This is a genomic window from Achromobacter sp., from assembly GCF_036567245.1.
In the GTDB taxonomy this organism is placed as follows: Bacteria; Pseudomonadota; Gammaproteobacteria; order Burkholderiales; family Burkholderiaceae_B; genus Achromobacter.
Window position 1 is genome coordinate 1 of the sequence record NZ_DATCUY010000217.1, and the last position, 15,190, is coordinate 15,190.

Here is a 15,190-nt window from a genome sequence, read left to right on the forward strand (position 1 = left end):
GGCGACCGGCACGGGCTGGCCGCTGCGGGCGTCCACCACCGGGCCTTGGGCGGGCGTGCTGGCAACGGTGCCGCTTTCACGGCCGGTGGTGTCCAGCGCCATCATCGACGGCTGCCCTTCGATGGAGACGGCTTGCAGGCCGCGTGCCGTGCTGGGCACGACGGCGGTCCACGCCATGCGCGCGAAGTTATTGACGGGCACGCTGTAGCTGGCGCGGTCGCCGGCAAGCTTGGCCAGGCTGCGCACGATCTGGCCGTCCTGGCCGCGCCACTGCAGCACCAGCTCGGGCGGTGCTTGCCAGTTGGCGCGCGCGCTGTCTTCGTTGAAGAACACGGCCTCGATGGTGACGGTTTCGCCGGGGGCGGCGGACGGCCGGTCCAGGCGGTACGACACACCGGCGGCGGCGGAACCTGCCGCGCCCAAGGCGAGAGCGCCGGCAAGGGTGCGCAGGGCAAGGGAGAAGCGTGTGTGACGGCGTCGGGACATGGCGTGCGATGGTTTTTTTGTGACGAGGCAATGTAGCATCGCACGCCGAAACTGTTTGTAAGGCAGGCTTATCGGATGTAGGGCGTGTAATAAACAGGTGTTACTCAGGATGTCTGCGGGCGGACGCACACGTCCCACGAGACAAGGCCCCGCGCATTGTCGACAGTGCGCGGGGCCTTGCGTTTCAAGCTTTTTGCGGGCTTATTCGCCGAACTTGATGCCCTGAGCCAGCGGCAGGTTGCGCGAATAGTTGATGGTGTTGGTCGCGCGGCGCATGTAGTTGCGCCAGGCGTCCGAACCCGATTCGCGGCCGCCCCCGGTTTCCTTTTCTCCGCCGAAGGCGCCGCCGATCTCGGCGCCCGAGGTGCCGATGTTGACGTTGGCGATGCCGCAATCCGAGCCGGCCGCCGACAGGAAGGTCTCGGCCTCGCGCAGGTCATTGGTGAAGATGGCGGACGACAGGCCTTGCGGCACCCCATTCTGCAAGGCCAGGGCCTGGTTGAAATCGGTGTAGCGCATCACGTACAGGATGGGCGCGAAGGTCTCGTGGCAGACCACGTCGGTCTGGCCCGGCATTTCGGCGATGGCAGGGCGCGCGTACCAGGCCTCGGGATACTGCTCGGCCAGCACGCGTTCGCCGCCCGTGACCTTGCCGCCCTGTTCGCGCGCCGCCGTCAAGGCGGCCTGCATGGCGTCGAAGGACACGCGGTCGATCAGCGGGCCGACCAGCGTGCCGCCGTCCAGCGGATTGCCAATGGTGGCGCTGGCATAAGCCTTGTGCAGGCGCTGCACCAGGTCGTCGGCCACGCTTTCATGCACGATCAGGCGGCGCGTCGAGGTGCAGCGCTGCCCGGCCGTGCCGATGGCGCCGAACACGATGCCGCGCGCGGCCATGTCCAGGTCGGCGGTGGGGCCGACGATGATGGCGTTGTTGCCGCCCAGTTCCAGCAGCACGCGGCCGAAGCGCTGCGCCACGCGCGGACCCACCTGGCGGCCCATGCGGGTCGAGCCAGTGGCCGACACCAAGGCCACGGCGTGCGAGTCGACCAGCGCTTCGCCGATGTCGCGGCCGCCGATCAACACCTCGGACAGGCCGGCGGGCGCATCGCCGAAGCGTTGCGCGGCCTGGGCGAAAAGCGCCTGGCAAGCCAGCGCGGTCAGCGGCGTTTTCTCCGACGGCTTCCAGACCACGGCGTTGCCGCAGACCAGCGCCAGCGCGGCGTTCCAGGACCACACGGCCACCGGGAAGTTGAACGCGCTGATCACGCCGACCACGCCCAGCGGATGCCAGGTTTCCATCATGCGGTGGCCGGGGCGTTCGGAGGCGATCGTCAAGCCGTAAAGCTGGCGCGACAGGCCCACGGCGAAGTCGCAGATGTCGATCATTTCCTGCACTTCGCCTTCGCCTTCGGCCACGATCTTGCCGGCTTCCAGGCTGACCAGGCGGCCCAGCTCGCGCTTGTGCTGGCGCAGCGTTTCGCCGAACAGGCGCAGCAGCTCGCCGCGGCGCGGCGCCGGCACGTCGCGCCATGCCAGGCTGGCCTGGCGCGCGCGGGTAATGGCGGAATGGGCCTGGGCTACCGTGTGCTCGTGGACCTGGGCCAGTTCGGCGCCGTCGATCGGGCTGCGTGCGCGCAGCGTGCCGCCGGTGAGAGATTCCGGGTTCAGCCCGAGCGCGCGCAGGATGTCTTGGGGGGTGTCCATGCCGGTTCCTTGGGTTGCCTGCGAAGAGCCTGTCTTCGCTTAAGGGTTATGCCTAAGTGGCGATTCTGGAAAAAAATTTACTATACGAAACTCCAGCGTGAATTGCGAAACCTTTTTAAACCAAGGCAGCACTCGTACGAAGGTGGATCCGTGGCGGAACCTCTGCTGGTAGTCCAGGCAGTCAGCAAGACCTATCAACGCGACGGGCAGGCCCCGCATCTGGCGTTGGACGGCATCGACTGCGAGCTCGGCCGAGGCGAGGTCATGGTGGTGGTCGGCCCCTCCGGATCCGGCAAGAGCACCTTGCTGCGCACGCTCAATGGCCTGGAAAGCATAGACAGCGGCGCCATCCGCGTGGACGGCGTATCGCTCACGGACCCGGCCACCGACGTCAACCGCTGGCGCACCGAAGTCGGCATGGTGTTCCAGCACTTCAACCTGTTCCAACACCGTACCGCGCTGGACAATGTCGCGCTACCCCAGCGCGTGGTGCGCGGCCGCGGCCGCGCCGACGCCGAACGCTACGCCCGCGAACTGCTGGGCCGCGTCGGCATGGGCGACTACGGCGCGCGCTATCCCAGCCAGCTCTCCGGCGGCCAGCAGCAGCGCGTGGCGATCGCGCGCGCGCTGGCCATGGACCCCAAACTGATGCTGTTCGACGAGGCCACCTCGGCGCTCGACCCCGAAACCGTGGGAGGCATTCTTGAACTGATGCGCGCGCTGGCGCGCGACGGCATGACCATGGCCGTGGTGACCCATGAAATGGGCTTCGCCCGCGACGTGGGCGACCGCGCGCTCTTCATGGACGCCGGCCGCATCGTGGAAATGGGCACGCCGGACGAGGTGTTCGGCCACCCCAGGGAAGCGCGCACCCGTGCCTTCCTGGAAAAGATTCTGTAGTCCCTAGCAGCAAGGTAGCAACGGACTGTCCGCGCCTGCGCGGCGTCCGGCGGTAACCAGGGCCGGTCCGGCTGATCCGGGCGCTGCCGGCGCACTGTGCTTTGCCCGGAACGACGTGAGTCCATTCACCACAAGGGGTAGGAAATGCTGAAAATCAAACAATGGCTGGGCCTGGCCGGCGTCGCCCTGGCGGCCGCCACCGTCGCCTTGCCCGCGCAGGCCGACGAACTGGGCGACATCCTCAAGCGCGGCGAACTGCGCGTCGCGGTGCAGACCTCCGGGCCGCTGATGAGCTTCATGGACAAGACCGGCAAGCGCACCGGCCTGGCCGTGGAAGTGGCCAAGCGCATGGCCGACGACCTGGGCGTGAAGCTGGTGTTGCAGGACTACGAGTGGAAGGGTTTGATTCCGGCGCTGCTGTCCGGCAAGGCCGACATGGTGGCCGCCGACATGACGCCCACCCCGCAGCGCGCGGCCCAGGTGCTGTTCTCCACCCCGATGTTCTATGCGGACACCGTGGCCGTGGTGCCCAAGGATTCGCCCTACAAGTCGTACGAGGAACTCAACAAGGATGGCGTGACCGTGGGCGTGCTGGGCGCCAGCACCTATGCGGAAGTGGGCAAGAAAATGCTGCCCAAGGCCACCATGAAGGAATTCTCGGGTGGCAGCGCGCCGGTCGGGCAGGCCCTGTCCAGTGGCCGTCTGGACGCCGGCATCATGTCGCTGTCCACCGCCAACCAGTTCCTGGTCGACTTTGGCAACCTGCGCGTGCTGGACGGCATCATGGTGCGCGAGCCCCTGGCTTTCGCCGTCGGCCCCAACGCCTTCCGCCTGAAGTTCTGGCTGGACAACTGGCAGACGCTGAAGACGGCCGACAACACGCTGCCGGAACAGGTGAAGTACTGGTACTCCACCGACTGGAAGAAAGACCACTGAGCCCATGGACTGGCTGCTCGATTTCTATAACTGGCGCATCGTCAGCCAGTACACCGGCCAGTTCGCCACCGGCCTGGCCAATACCCTGATCGCGGCGGGCGCAAGCCTGGTGCTGTCGGTGTTGGCCGGCGTCCCGCTGGCGCTTGCCCATATGTCGCCCCGCGCCCTCGTCTGGCGGCCGGTGGCGGCCTATGTGCAGTTCATCCGTTCCACCCCTTTGCTGGTGCAGATCTATCTGGTCTATTACGCCGTGCCCATGCTGGTGCCCGGCGCCAAGGGCTGGAGCGAGATGCTGTTGGGCATCATGGCGATGACGCTGCACCATGCCGCCTACATGAGCGAGATCATCCGCGTGGGCATCGAATCCGTGCCGCGCGGCCAGATCGAAGGCGCCAAGGCCTGCGGCATGAATTACGGCCAGCGCCTGCGCTATGTCGTGCTGCCGCAGGCTTTCGCCAACACGCTGCCGCCCCTGCTGGGCCAGACCGCCGTGCTGATCAAGGACACTTCGCTGCTGTCGCTGATCACGGTGTTCGAACTGGTCGCAGCCGGCGTGCAGATGAACAGCGACCGCATCGTGCCCAACGAGAGCTTCCTGACCATCGCGGCCGGCTATTTGCTGATCTATGCCTGCATGCTGCTGCTGTCGCGCGGCGTGAGCCTTTGGCTGGCGGGTCCCGCCTGGAACGCGAGGTAAGCATGCTGGATTCCTATCTTTCCACCGCCGGCGTCGTGCTGCCCTTCCTGTTGAAGGGCTTCTGGGAGACCTTGAAGATCTCCTTCGTGGCCATCATCGCCGGATCCCTGCTGGGCTTCGTGATCGGTGTGATCCGCAGCTACCGCATCCGCGGCGTGCATCAGCTGCTGGGCCTGTACATACACGTCCTGCGCGGCACGCCGTTCCTGGTGCAGCTCTATATCTTCTACTTCGTGCTGCCCAGTTCCGGCATCGAAATGCTGCATTGGGATTCCGGCACCGCCGCCTTCGTGTCGCTGTCGGTCTACACGTCCTGCTACGTCGCCGAGATCGTCATGGGCGCGATCCAGGCGGTGCCGCGCGGCCAGACCGAAGGCGCGATGACACTGGGCCTGAGGCCGTTCCAGATCCTGCGGCTGGTCATCCTGCCGCAGGCCATGCGCCTGATCGTCCAACCCATGAGCGGCGTCTACGTCATGCTGATCAAGAGCACCGCGATTCTTTCCGTGGTGGGCATCACCGAGCTGACGCGACAGGGCGAGGTCTTCATCATCACCTTCCCGGCCAAGTCGCTGTTCATCTACAGCATGATCGCCGCCATCTACTTCATCTACTGCTACCCGCTGCTGCGCCTGGCCAACTGGCTGGAAAAGCGCCTGACGGGCGGCTTGCAGGGCGCAGGCCTGAACTGATGCCGACCACCATGGCTTCCGAGTACATCGACACCTATTACAAGCGCACGCTGGCCGACAGCGCCACCCGCTATGCGCCCCTGTCCGGCAGCTCCAGCACCGACGTCTGCGTGGTCGGAGCCGGACTGGCGGGCCTGTCCACCGCGCTGGAACTGGCGCGCCGCGGCCGCGACGTCACCTTGCTGGAAGGGCGGCGCATCGCCTGGGGGGCGTCGGGACGCAACGGCGGCTCGGTGTCGCCGGCATTCTCCGCCGGGGCCGACGCCATCAGGAAGCACGTCGATGAAGACCATTACCGCAAGCTCTACCGGCTGTCCATGGAAGGCGTGGAGATCATCCGCAACAACATCCGCGACCTGGACATCGTCGACGCCTGCAAGGTCGACGGCCGGCTGCGCGTGGTGCGTTATGAGGCCACCGACGCCCTGCGGCAGTGGTGCGACAGCCAGCAGCGCGACTTCGGCCGCGACGTGCGCCTCTTGAGCCGCACCCAGGTCCGCGAGCGCCTGCTGTCCGATGTCTATCACCAGGGCGTCGAGGACCCCACGTCCTTCCACTTCCATCCGCTGAACTACGCCCGCGCGCTGGCCCGCGAATGCGCGCGCCTGGGCGTGCGCATCCACGAGGACTCGCCCGTCACGCAGGCGGTCCTGGACGGCGCGGTCAAGCGCCTGAAGACGGAGCACGGCCAGGTCGACGCCCGCACCGTGGTGCTGGCCACCGGCGGCTACACCGAGGACGTGGTCCCCGCGCTGCGCCGCGCGATGCTGCCCATCGCCACCTACATCATGCTGACCGAGCCCTTGGGCGACAGGGTGCACGAAGCGATCCGCACCACCGCCGCCATCGGCGACGACCGGCGCGCCGGCAACTATTACCGCGTGCTCGACGGCGGGCGCATCGGCTGGGGCAGTAGAATCACCACCCGTGTCGACGACCCGCCCGATCTGGCGGAGTCGCTGCGCCGTGAACTGCTTTCCGTCTATCCCCAATTGCAGGGGCTGCGGGTGGAGACGGCGTGGTCGGGGCGCATGGCCTACGCGCGGCATCTGATGCCGCAGATCGGCCAGCTGTCGCCGGACGTCTGGTACTGCACGGCGTTCGGCGGACATGGCATGAACACTGCGTCGATCGGCGGCCGGGTGGTCGCCGAAGGGATCGCGGGCGACACCCAGCGCTACAAGCTGTTTGCGCCTTTCGGACTGGCGTGGAACGGCGGCGGCTTCGGCACGGCGGCGGTGCAACTAACTTATTGGTCTTACCAGGCGCGCGACTGGTGGCGGGAGCGGCGGTCGCGGGCATGACAGGGTGCATAGATGGAAGGCAGCAAACAGAGCGTATTGGCACAACGGCTGCGAGCCTTGCGCCAGGCGCGGGCATGGACCTTGAAGCAGGCGGCCGCGGCCACCGGCGTGTCCGCGTCCACGTTGTCCAAGATCGAAAACAGCCTGCTGTCGCCCACCTATGACAACCTGATCAAGATCGCGGCGGGCCTGGAACTGGACGTGGCCGAACTCTTCACCGCGTCCGACGCCCACATGGGCACCGGCCGCCGCAGCCTCAGCCGCCAGGGCGAAGGGCGCCAATACGACACGCCGTACTACGACCACCGCCTGCTCTGCACCGCGCTGTCGCACAAGCGCATGATGCCCTTCCATACCCGGGTCAAGGCGCGCTCCTTCGACGAATTCCACGACTGGAGCCGCCATCGCGGCGAGGAATTCGTCTACGTCCTGGAAGGCGAGGTCGAGCTCTACACCGAGTTCTACGAACCCGCCCGGCTGAAGGCCGGGGAAAGCTTCTATATAGACAGCCGCATGGGCCACCGGGTGATCAGCCTGAGTCCGGACGACGCCCTGGTACTGTGGGTGTCGACCCACGCGGATATAGGCGAGGAATAGGGCGCCGGCGCCGCCGGCCTGCCAAGCCGGCCGCAACAAGGTAAAATGCGCCGCCCGGATCGTTTCCGGGCCATCACCACACTGCGCGGCAGTAGCTCAGCTGGATAGAGCACGGGCCTTCTAAGCCCGGGGTCGGGGGTTCGAGCCCCTCCTGCCGCGCCAGGATTGCATGCGGGATCAAGCGCTTACGCCGGCTTGTTGGCCGCTAACATGGCAATTGCTGGAACTTTCCGGCCATTATGGAGGGCAGCCATGCGCATCACGACCGGCAAGCGCTTCCATGGACTTGATTCCATGCCCCTAACGGGAAGGCCGTCTTCCCCATTTCCTGGTGGCGACTCTTGCGCACGCTAGATCTTGAGACCCTGCGCACGCTGGTGGCGATCTCGCATTTCGAGACGTTCGGGGGAGCGGCCGAGCAACTGCATAAGACCCAATCGGCGGTCACGCAACAGATGCAGCGGCTTGAGACCATGCTCGGCGTGCCGCTGTTTGAAAAGCAGGGGCGCAAGAAGCTGTTGTCCGCGCAGGGCCAGAAATTGGTGCGCTATGCGCGGCACATGCTGGCCATCAACGACGAGGCGCTGCGCGCCATGCAGGATGCTCAATTGGAAGGCGTGCTGCGGCTGGGTTCTCCGCACGACGTGGCGGAAACCATTTTGCCGACACTTTTGACGCAGATTGCGAATTCGTCGCCGCAGATCAATATCGAGATACGCGTCGGCAGAAGCCCGGACCTGAACCCCGCGTTGCGCAACGGCGAGATCGATCTCATCATCTCTACGCGCTTCGACCCGGAATTCGAGGGGGTGGTGCTGCGTACGTCGCCCACCGTCTGGATCTGTTCCGCGGACTACGTCCACAACCCGAACGCGCCGATTCCGCTGGTGCTCGTCGATGAACGCAGCATCTTCCGCCGGCTGGCGCTGGATGCGCTGGAAAAGGCCGGAATCCCCTGGCATGCCCATTACGCCGCGCCCAATCTGGTGGGGATCAAGGCGGCGGTGCGCGCCCGCCTGGGCATTACGGCCCGCAGCGTCGAGATGCTGGGGCCCGACATGCGCGTCCTGGGCGAGAAGGACGGCCTGCCGCCCTTGCCCATGGTGCATTATTTTCTGTGGATCCGTCCCGACAAGGCGCCTACCCTGGCCCGGCGCGTCTACGACATGCTCAAGACCAATCTGGGACTTACCGAGCATCCTGAACAAGCGTAGTTCGGGTAGCGGCAGCGATGCGCCACTACGCGGCGGGCGGCCGGAAACAGGGCGGAACCCTCGCGTCAGGCCGGGACCGCCACTGAGCGGCGCAAAATGTCTTCGAGGAATTTGCGGGCGCGCGGATGCTTGGGCGCCGTGAAGAATTCTTCCGGCGTGCTGTCTTCCAGGATGCGGCCCTGGTCCATGAACCAGACGCGATCCGCGACTTCGCGCGCGAACTCCATTTCGTGGGTCACGACGACCATGGTCATCCCTTCCGCAGCAAGCTGCTTCATGACAGCCAGCACTTCGCCCACCATTTCAGGGTCGAGCGCGCTAGTGGGCTCATCGAAGAGAAGGACCGGCGGACGCTGCGCCAGCGCCCGCGCGATGGCCACGCGCTGTTGCTGGCCGCCCGACAGGTTGCCCGGCATCGCGTCGATCTTGTGCGCCAGGCCCACCTTGGCCAGCAGATCGGCGGCAAGCGCATCGGCTTCGCCTTTGCCCAGCCCGCATACCTTGCGAGCGGCCAGGGTGATATTTTCCCGCACCGAGTAATGCGGAAACAGGTTGAACTGCTGGAAGACGAAGCCGACCGACGCGCGCAACGCGTTGATATTCAGTTTCGGGTCGTAGATGCTGCGCCCGTTCATCAGGATTTCGCCCTTCTGGATCGCTTCCAGGCGATTGATCGTGCGGATCGTGGTCGATTTTCCGGACCCGGAGGGGCCGCAGATGACCAGCACCTCGCCTTTGGCCACCGTGCCGTTGACGTCGTTCAAGGCGTGGTAGCTGCCGTACCACTTGTTGACGTTCTTCAGTTCTATCATCTCTCTACCCCTGAGCCAGGCCCGCGCGGCGCCTGTTGATATTGGTTTCGACCCGGCGCGCCGCGTAGGACAGCCCCATGCACACCAGCAAATAAATGCAGGCTAGCACCAGGTACGTCTGCAGGGCGGACGTCAGTTCGATGCTATTGACCTGGTTGGCCACGAAAGTCAGTTCTTCCATTCCGATGATGTAGACAATGGAAGTCGCCTTGACCGTCGACACGAATTGGTTGACCAGCGAAGGGATCATGTTCACCAGGGCCTGCGGCAGGATGACATAGCGCATGCTCTGCCAGTACGACAGGCCGGCCGCCCGGGCCGCCTCCGTCTGGCCTCGCGGCAGGCCTTGCAGACCCGCCCGCACGATTTCTGCAAGGAATGCGCTTTCGTACAGGACGATGGCGGTCAGGGCCGTGGTGAACACCGATACCGACGTACCGATGACCATTGGCACCAGGAAGTAGGCCCAGAAGATAAGCATGATCAGCGGGATGGCGCGCAGCACCACGACCCAGCCGGCGGCGAACCAGCGCAGCGCCTTGTAGTCGCTGATGCGCGCGAAACCCAGCAGGACTGCAATGGGAAAGGCCAGCAGCAGGCCCGACGCAGACAGGATCAGGGTGGCGGCCAAGCCTCCCAGGGAGCCGTTCGGCCAGGCCCCCACCAGGAACATGACTCCGTACTTGTGGATGATTTCGAGCACTTGTTATCCCCTGTACGCAGACGGGAACCGCCTTTCAAAGCAACGGCCGAGAAACATGATGGTCAAGGAGCAGATCAGGTAGACGATCGTCGCCAGGGCCAGGACGTCGAATGTCCTGAATGTCAGGTTGTCGATGCTCTTGATCTGGTAGGTCAGCTCCGTCACGCCGATCACCATGGCCAGACTGGTGTCCTTGAATAGGATCAGCGAGCGATTGAGTAGCGGCGGCACGCTGATGCGCAAGGCCTGCGGCAGCATGACGTAGCGCATGGCCTGGAAGAATCCCAGGCCGACGGAGCGCGCCGCCTCGAACTGCGCCGCGGGGATCGCCTTCAGGCCCGAGCGGATGTCATTCGACCAGTACGCGCTGACGTTCAACGCCAGCGCAATGGTCGCGAACATCAGTTCCGTCTGGCCGCTGTTGACGTAGGCCTTGACCGCCGGCGGCAGGATCTGCGGCACGCCGAAGAACCACACCAGGATTTGCACAACGGTGGGCACGTCGCGGTGATATTCCACGAATGCCGCGATCAGGGCGTTGAGCGGCTTGAAGGGAATCGAACGCAGCACGACGATCACGATGGCAATCGCCATGCCGAGCAGGGCGGACAAGATGAAAAGCGTGAGGGTGGTCCGCAACCCGACCAGCAGCATGGACGCATACTGCCCTTGCAGCAAAAAGGAAAGATCCAGATTCATATGCATCGGGAAAGCCTGGCCGGGCCTTCCGCTACCCCCTTCAGTTGGACTGCGCGACGGGCTCGACCTTGAACTGGCGCGTCAGCTGGTAGATCGAGTCCTTGCCCAGCCACTTCGCGTAGATGGCGTCGAGCTCTCCGCTCTTGTCCAGCTTGACCAGCTGGGCATTGACCGCGTCGAGCAATTCCTTGTTGCCCTTGGCCACGCCCAGGCCGATGCGTTCGGTATAGATGGGCTCCTCGATCAAGGCAGCCTGGGCGCCGGCCTTGGCGGACTCCACCACAAAGCGCTTGAGCACGAGCTCGCCGCCGCTGATCGCGTCGACCTTCCCGTTCTGCAGCCCCAGGTAGCAGGTATTCAAGTCCTGGTAATTCACCATCTGGGCCTGCGGCAGCACGCGGCTGGCGATGGCGGCCGAGCTGGAGCCCTTGCTGGCGCAAACCCGCTTGCCCGCCAATTGCGCCAGCTGCGTGATGTTCTCGTCCTTGCGCACCAGCACCTTGATATTCCCCTGCAGGTATTGCAGGCTGTAATCGATCTGCTCGGCGCGTTCGGGCAGGTACGCCATCGAAGCGGCGACGATGTCGACGCGCCCGGAACGCAGTTCGGGGATGCGCGTTTCCGTGGACATTGCCTTGTGCTCGAACTCCAGGCCCATGCCCTTGGCAAGCGCCTGGCACATGTCCACGTCATAGCCGACGAACTTGCGGGTCGCGGGATCCTGGAACGCATAGGGCGAACTGGCGTTCTGCGTTCCGCATATCAATTTCTTGCTTGCCTCGATAGTCTTCAGGTCCCGGGCTTGAGCCATATTCGACAGGCTCAGGGCCGAGGCGCCCATCATGACGGTAGCCAGCACGACCAGGCCGGATTGCTTCATGGCATTTACCCCTTGTTTAGTGGTGAATCTCAGAGTGAAAAGCGGTAGGTGGCGCGTTCCTGGCTGTCTATCTGATTGACCAGGTTCGTCTCCCACTCCAGGTATTTCATGGCCGCCGCCTTGTTGCCGCTGTGACGGTCATGGACGAAGAACAGGAAATCGATGCATTCGATGTCCGACGGAACATCGGGCGTCGTCTCTAGCGGCAGGCCCGCCTCCTGCCACTGCCGCTCGTCGGCGCAAACATACAGCGCCGTGCCTGGCGGAACGCGCAGGTCCCGCGAGTAGAGTTCCGCCACGCGTTCGTCGTCCGCGAGCAGGACGACATGCCGACGGCCTTCAAGCTCCATCCCGGGCGCCAGTTCACGGATGCTCCAGCGCGCGCCCTGGATGTGCTCGCGGCGGTAGTCCATGCTGGGATGCAGGTCGATCAGCAAGGCGCCCTGGTCGCGCAGTTCGCGCACCTGCTGCGCGCCGATGCGCGGCAGAACGGATGCGATGGACGGCGTGGCCGCGGGCGGCGCGTCCAATTCGGCCCCAGCGGTGTCCAGCACATAGGCGTCCCAGCCCAGCTGTGACAGCCAGCCGGCCACGGTAGGCGCGCGCACGCCTTCGGAATCCAGCAGCACCAAGCGCGCCCCGCGCACGGCGGCGTACTGGTCGGTGGCCTGGATCAACTGGCCGCCCGGCGCGTGCACCGCCTGCGGATAAGTGCCAGCGCGGTATTCCTCGGGAGAGCGCACATCATAGAGATACGTGCTGCGGTCCGATTCGGCGCACATGCTGCGATAGGTCTGGACATCGATGGTGCGTACCCCCAGGCGGCGCGCGAGTCCGGCCGCGCGCTCGCGGGCCTTGGCCAGGCCCGCGGGGCTGGCGGAGAGGGCGTGACGCCGCGTCTGGCCATGTTCCAGCGCATGGTCGTTCAGGAACCAGCCCTGGGTGCCGTTCTCCAACGCGTATACCGGATTCTTCACCCCCAGGTTGATCAGCGTCTGGGCGCCGATGATGCTGCGGGTCCGGCCGGCGCAATTCACGACGATGGTGGTCGACTCGTCCGGAACCAGGTCATCCACATGCAGGGGCAGCTCGCCGTTGGGGCAGCAGGTTGCCGTCGGAATGCTCATCTTCTGGTATTCGGTGAACGGGCGTCCGTCCAGCACGGCGAGGTTTTCGCCGGCGCGGATGCGGCGGTTCAGTTCGTCCACGCCCATCGCCGGCGTGTGGTATTCGTGCTCGGCCAGTTCGCCGAAGGTCTTGCTGGGCAGGTTGACGCCCGCGAACAGGACATAGCCCTGCTGCTTCCAGGCCTGGACTCCGCCCTCGAGCACGTAGACGTTGCGGTAGCCCAGCCCCGCCAGCGCCTGGGCGGCCTTGCCCGCATCGCTGGAGTCCTCGCCATAGACGACGATGCGGGCCGATTTTCTCGGTGCCAGGCGCAGCACCTCGAATTCCAGGCGGCTGTAGGGGACGTTGGTGGCATAGAACAGATGCGCCTCGCCGTAGCGGCCGTGCTCCCGTACGTCCAGCAGGGCGATCTCGTCGCCATCGTGCAGCCATGCCTTGAGCGTAGCGGATTGCACGCTCTCGCAAACACTGTGGTTCATATTCATTTTTTAGCGGAGGGAAATGGTGCCGGCTGACGCCGGCGCCTGTTGCTACGAGAGATGTGCATCGAACGCGCGCTGCAGATCCGCGATCAGGTCGGCGGAGTCTTCCAGGCCGCAATGCAGGCGGCACATGGCGCCGCGGCCCTCCCAGGACGACAGTGAACGGGCTGCCGGCAGATTCATCGGCACGACCAGGCTTTCGAAGCCGCCCCATGAAGCGCCCAGGCCGAAGTACTCCAGCGAGTCGATCATGGCTTCCATCTGCGCGGTTGAAACCGAAGGGACGAACTCGACCGACAGCAGGCCGTTGCTGCCCTTGAAGTCCCGCTCGAAGAGCTTCCGCTCTTCTCCTTGTGCGAGCGCCGGGCAAAATACGTGCGCTACGCGCTTATCGCGCTTGAGCCAGTCGGCGATGGCCAGCATATTTTCCTGGTGCGCCCGCATCCGCAGCGGCAAGGTGCGCAGGCCGCGCAGCAGCAGATAGGCGTCATCCGCGCCCACTGTTTGCCCGTAGTTCAGCGCGGCCCGGTTCAGCGCCGGCCACGCCGCTTCAGTGGTGACGACCGTGCCCATCATCACGTCGGAATGTCCGCTCAGGTACTTGGTCGCGGCAATGACGGAAATGTCGGCGCCCTGGGCCAGCGGCTGGTACAGGATGCCCGAGCCCCAGGTGTTGTCCACGGCCAGCAGGCAGCCGTTGCGTTTGGCCAATTCGGAGACCCTGCGCAAGTCCAGCAGGTCGTACGTGAGCGACCCGGGGTTCTCGGCGTAGATCATGGTGGTATTGGGCTGGATCTTCGATTCCAGGTCGGACCCGTCGGGGTTGTAGTACGTGTACGTGATTCCCATCCGGGCCAGGCTTTCCCCGCACAGCCGGCGCACAGGCTCGTAGACCGCGTCGGTGATCAGGATGTGGTCGCCGGTCTTCAGATACGCCAGGAACACGATCGCGATGGCGGCCAGCCCCGTCGGAAACACGCGGGCCCGATGCCCCTGTTCCAGTTCGACCAAGGCATCTTCCAGCGCGTGGGTGCTGTCCGTGCCGCGCGAGCCATACGACAGCAGGCGCTCTTCGTCGCGGCGGCGGCGCGCGTCGCGCCATTGTTCGACCGTCTCGAAGACGTAGGTGCTGCCGCGCGTGACCGGCGTATTTACCCAGCCGTGTTGCGGCCGGCCGGCGCGTAGCAACGACGTCGACATGCCCTCTTTGGGCTTGTTCCTATCATCCATGGCTCGCCACCTTCCTTACCGTTGGGTCTTGATGCCAATGTCCATGTGCCGGTACGTGTTGTCCTTCATCTCGAAGGCAATGCGCTTGTCCAGCGTTTCCAGGGCCCGGCCGTACATGTGCAAATGGCGGATCACGTCGTCGTGCTCGATGCGCACCGCGTGGATGTCGTCGGGCATGAGAGCGATGCCGGTGCCGGGTTCGACCACCACGGTCGCAGACTGTTCGATCTTGGCGTGGCCGGGCTTGGTGCCGTCGTCGAGACGGTCGTAGACATAGTTCATCTCCACCCCTTCGACAGCCGCGATGCAAGCCCAGGTCGTGTGGTTGTGGGGAATGATCTTCTTGCCCGGGCGCATCACGTTCAAGTAGAGCGCGTAGCTCTGGTCGTCGTTTTCGCTGATGAGGTACCGCGACTGCAGGTCACCCGGCGCGGGGTCGGGATAGTGCTCGGCGCTCCACCACTCTTTGTGCGACGCTATCTCGATCAGTTTTTCCAGGGTCTTGGCAAGCGTGCCGCGGTTTTCGCCTTCGGCTTCGAACAAGGCCTTGATTTCATCCATGGCGCCGCGGATTTCCGCGGCGCCCGGTTTGGACTTCTGGTTCATGTAGGGCATTCCTTGTTGGTGACGGAAAGTCAGGATGGATCGTCATCACCTTAATGAGCCCCTGGCACTCAATCCAATTAAATTTGGTCTCCATCAATAAGCATCGCTAATGAATTAAGG

15 protein-coding genes, 1 tRNA gene and 2 pseudogenes are annotated in these 15,190 nt (G+C 64.8%); 8 read left to right on the forward strand and 10 right to left on the reverse strand.

Going from position 1 to position 15,190, the window contains the following annotated elements; genetic code table 11:
• Together VIR09_RS09350 and VIR09_RS09355 are read right to left on the reverse strand one after the other, a co-directional pair.
• Positions 1–486, reverse strand: a pseudogene (locus VIR09_RS09350) (phospholipase); the annotation flags it as partial.
• Between the two features lie 201 nt (positions 487–687).
• On the reverse strand, positions 688–2,190 hold the full coding sequence (locus tag VIR09_RS09355; RefSeq protein ID WP_332012607.1) for an aldehyde dehydrogenase family protein: 1,503 nt from the start codon (positions 2,188–2,190) through the stop codon (positions 688–690).
• A gap of 150 nt (positions 2,191–2,340) precedes the next feature.
• Here VIR09_RS09355 and VIR09_RS09360 point away from each other — a divergent pair, with 150 nt between their 5' ends.
• The 6 genes from VIR09_RS09360 to VIR09_RS09385 all read left to right on the forward strand — a co-directional run bounded on the left by VIR09_RS09360 (position 2,341) and on the right by VIR09_RS09385 (position 7,316).
• A complete protein-coding gene (locus VIR09_RS09360) occupies positions 2,341–3,090 on the forward strand; it encodes an amino acid ABC transporter ATP-binding protein (RefSeq protein ID WP_332012608.1) in 750 nt (249 codons plus the stop codon).
• 144 nt (positions 3,091–3,234) lie between these two features.
• On the forward strand, positions 3,235–4,026 hold the full coding sequence (locus tag VIR09_RS09365) for an ABC transporter substrate-binding protein (RefSeq protein WP_207471408.1): 792 nt from the start codon (positions 3,235–3,237) through the stop codon (positions 4,024–4,026).
• 4 nt (positions 4,027–4,030) lie between these two features.
• On the forward strand, positions 4,031–4,723 hold the full coding sequence (locus VIR09_RS09370) for an amino acid ABC transporter permease (protein ID WP_332012609.1): 693 nt from the start codon (positions 4,031–4,033) through the stop codon (positions 4,721–4,723).
• Between the two features lie 2 nt (positions 4,724–4,725).
• Positions 4,726–5,415: an amino acid ABC transporter permease gene (locus VIR09_RS09375; protein ID WP_332012610.1), complete on the forward strand. Its 690-nt coding sequence runs from the start codon at positions 4,726–4,728 to the stop codon at positions 5,413–5,415.
• Positions 5,416–5,426: 11 nt separating this feature from the next.
• Entirely contained in the window at positions 5,427–6,719 is a 1,293-nt protein-coding gene (locus VIR09_RS09380) for an FAD-binding oxidoreductase (protein ID WP_332012630.1), read from the forward strand.
• 12 nt (positions 6,720–6,731) lie between these two features.
• Positions 6,732–7,316, forward strand: a complete 585-nt coding sequence (locus VIR09_RS09385; RefSeq protein WP_332012611.1) for an XRE family transcriptional regulator — start codon at positions 6,732–6,734, stop codon at positions 7,314–7,316.
• Positions 7,317–7,323: 7 nt separating this feature from the next.
• Here the strand turns inward: VIR09_RS09385 and VIR09_RS31585 are convergent.
• Positions 7,324–7,377: pseudogene (locus tag VIR09_RS31585) on the reverse strand (hypothetical protein); the annotation flags it as partial.
• A 24-nt stretch (positions 7,378–7,401) separates the two neighbouring features.
• On the opposite strand from VIR09_RS31585, the gene VIR09_RS09390 reads away from it, so the two are divergent.
• Together VIR09_RS09390 and VIR09_RS09395 are read left to right on the forward strand one after the other, a co-directional pair.
• A tRNA-Arg gene (locus VIR09_RS09390) sits at positions 7,402–7,478 on the forward strand.
• Between the two features lie 179 nt (positions 7,479–7,657).
• A complete protein-coding gene (locus VIR09_RS09395; protein WP_332012612.1) occupies positions 7,658–8,530 on the forward strand; it encodes a LysR substrate-binding domain-containing protein in 873 nt (290 codons plus the stop codon).
• A gap of 65 nt (positions 8,531–8,595) precedes the next feature.
• Here VIR09_RS09395 and VIR09_RS09400 read toward each other — a convergent pair whose 3' ends face one another.
• From VIR09_RS09400 to VIR09_RS09430, 7 genes are read right to left on the reverse strand one after another with little or no spacing between them, the layout of a single operon-like run.
• Positions 8,596–9,342: an amino acid ABC transporter ATP-binding protein gene (locus VIR09_RS09400; protein ID WP_332012613.1), complete on the reverse strand. Its 747-nt coding sequence runs from the start codon at positions 9,340–9,342 to the stop codon at positions 8,596–8,598.
• Positions 9,343–9,346: 4 nt separating this feature from the next.
• Positions 9,347–10,045, reverse strand: a complete 699-nt coding sequence (locus tag VIR09_RS09405) for an amino acid ABC transporter permease (RefSeq protein ID WP_332012614.1) — start codon at positions 10,043–10,045, stop codon at positions 9,347–9,349.
• A 3-nt stretch (positions 10,046–10,048) separates the two neighbouring features.
• Complete coding sequence (locus VIR09_RS09410) at positions 10,049–10,750, reverse strand: amino acid ABC transporter permease (RefSeq protein ID WP_332012615.1); 702 nt, start codon at positions 10,748–10,750, stop codon at positions 10,049–10,051.
• A gap of 34 nt (positions 10,751–10,784) precedes the next feature.
• Complete coding sequence (locus VIR09_RS09415; RefSeq protein ID WP_332012616.1) at positions 10,785–11,624, reverse strand: ABC transporter substrate-binding protein; 840 nt, start codon at positions 11,622–11,624, stop codon at positions 10,785–10,787.
• Positions 11,625–11,653: 29 nt separating this feature from the next.
• A complete protein-coding gene (locus tag VIR09_RS09420) occupies positions 11,654–13,231 on the reverse strand; it encodes a rhodanese-like domain-containing protein (RefSeq protein ID WP_332012617.1) in 1,578 nt (525 codons plus the stop codon).
• A gap of 51 nt (positions 13,232–13,282) precedes the next feature.
• Complete coding sequence (gene metC / locus VIR09_RS09425) at positions 13,283–14,464, reverse strand: cystathionine beta-lyase (protein ID WP_332012618.1); 1,182 nt, start codon at positions 14,462–14,464, stop codon at positions 13,283–13,285.
• 15 nt (positions 14,465–14,479) lie between these two features.
• Positions 14,480–15,070 carry a hypothetical protein gene (locus tag VIR09_RS09430; RefSeq protein ID WP_414639411.1) on the reverse strand — a complete coding sequence of 197 codons (591 nt, stop codon included), beginning with the start codon at positions 15,068–15,070 and terminating at the stop codon, positions 14,480–14,482.
• Positions 15,071–15,190 lie beyond the last annotated feature (120 nt).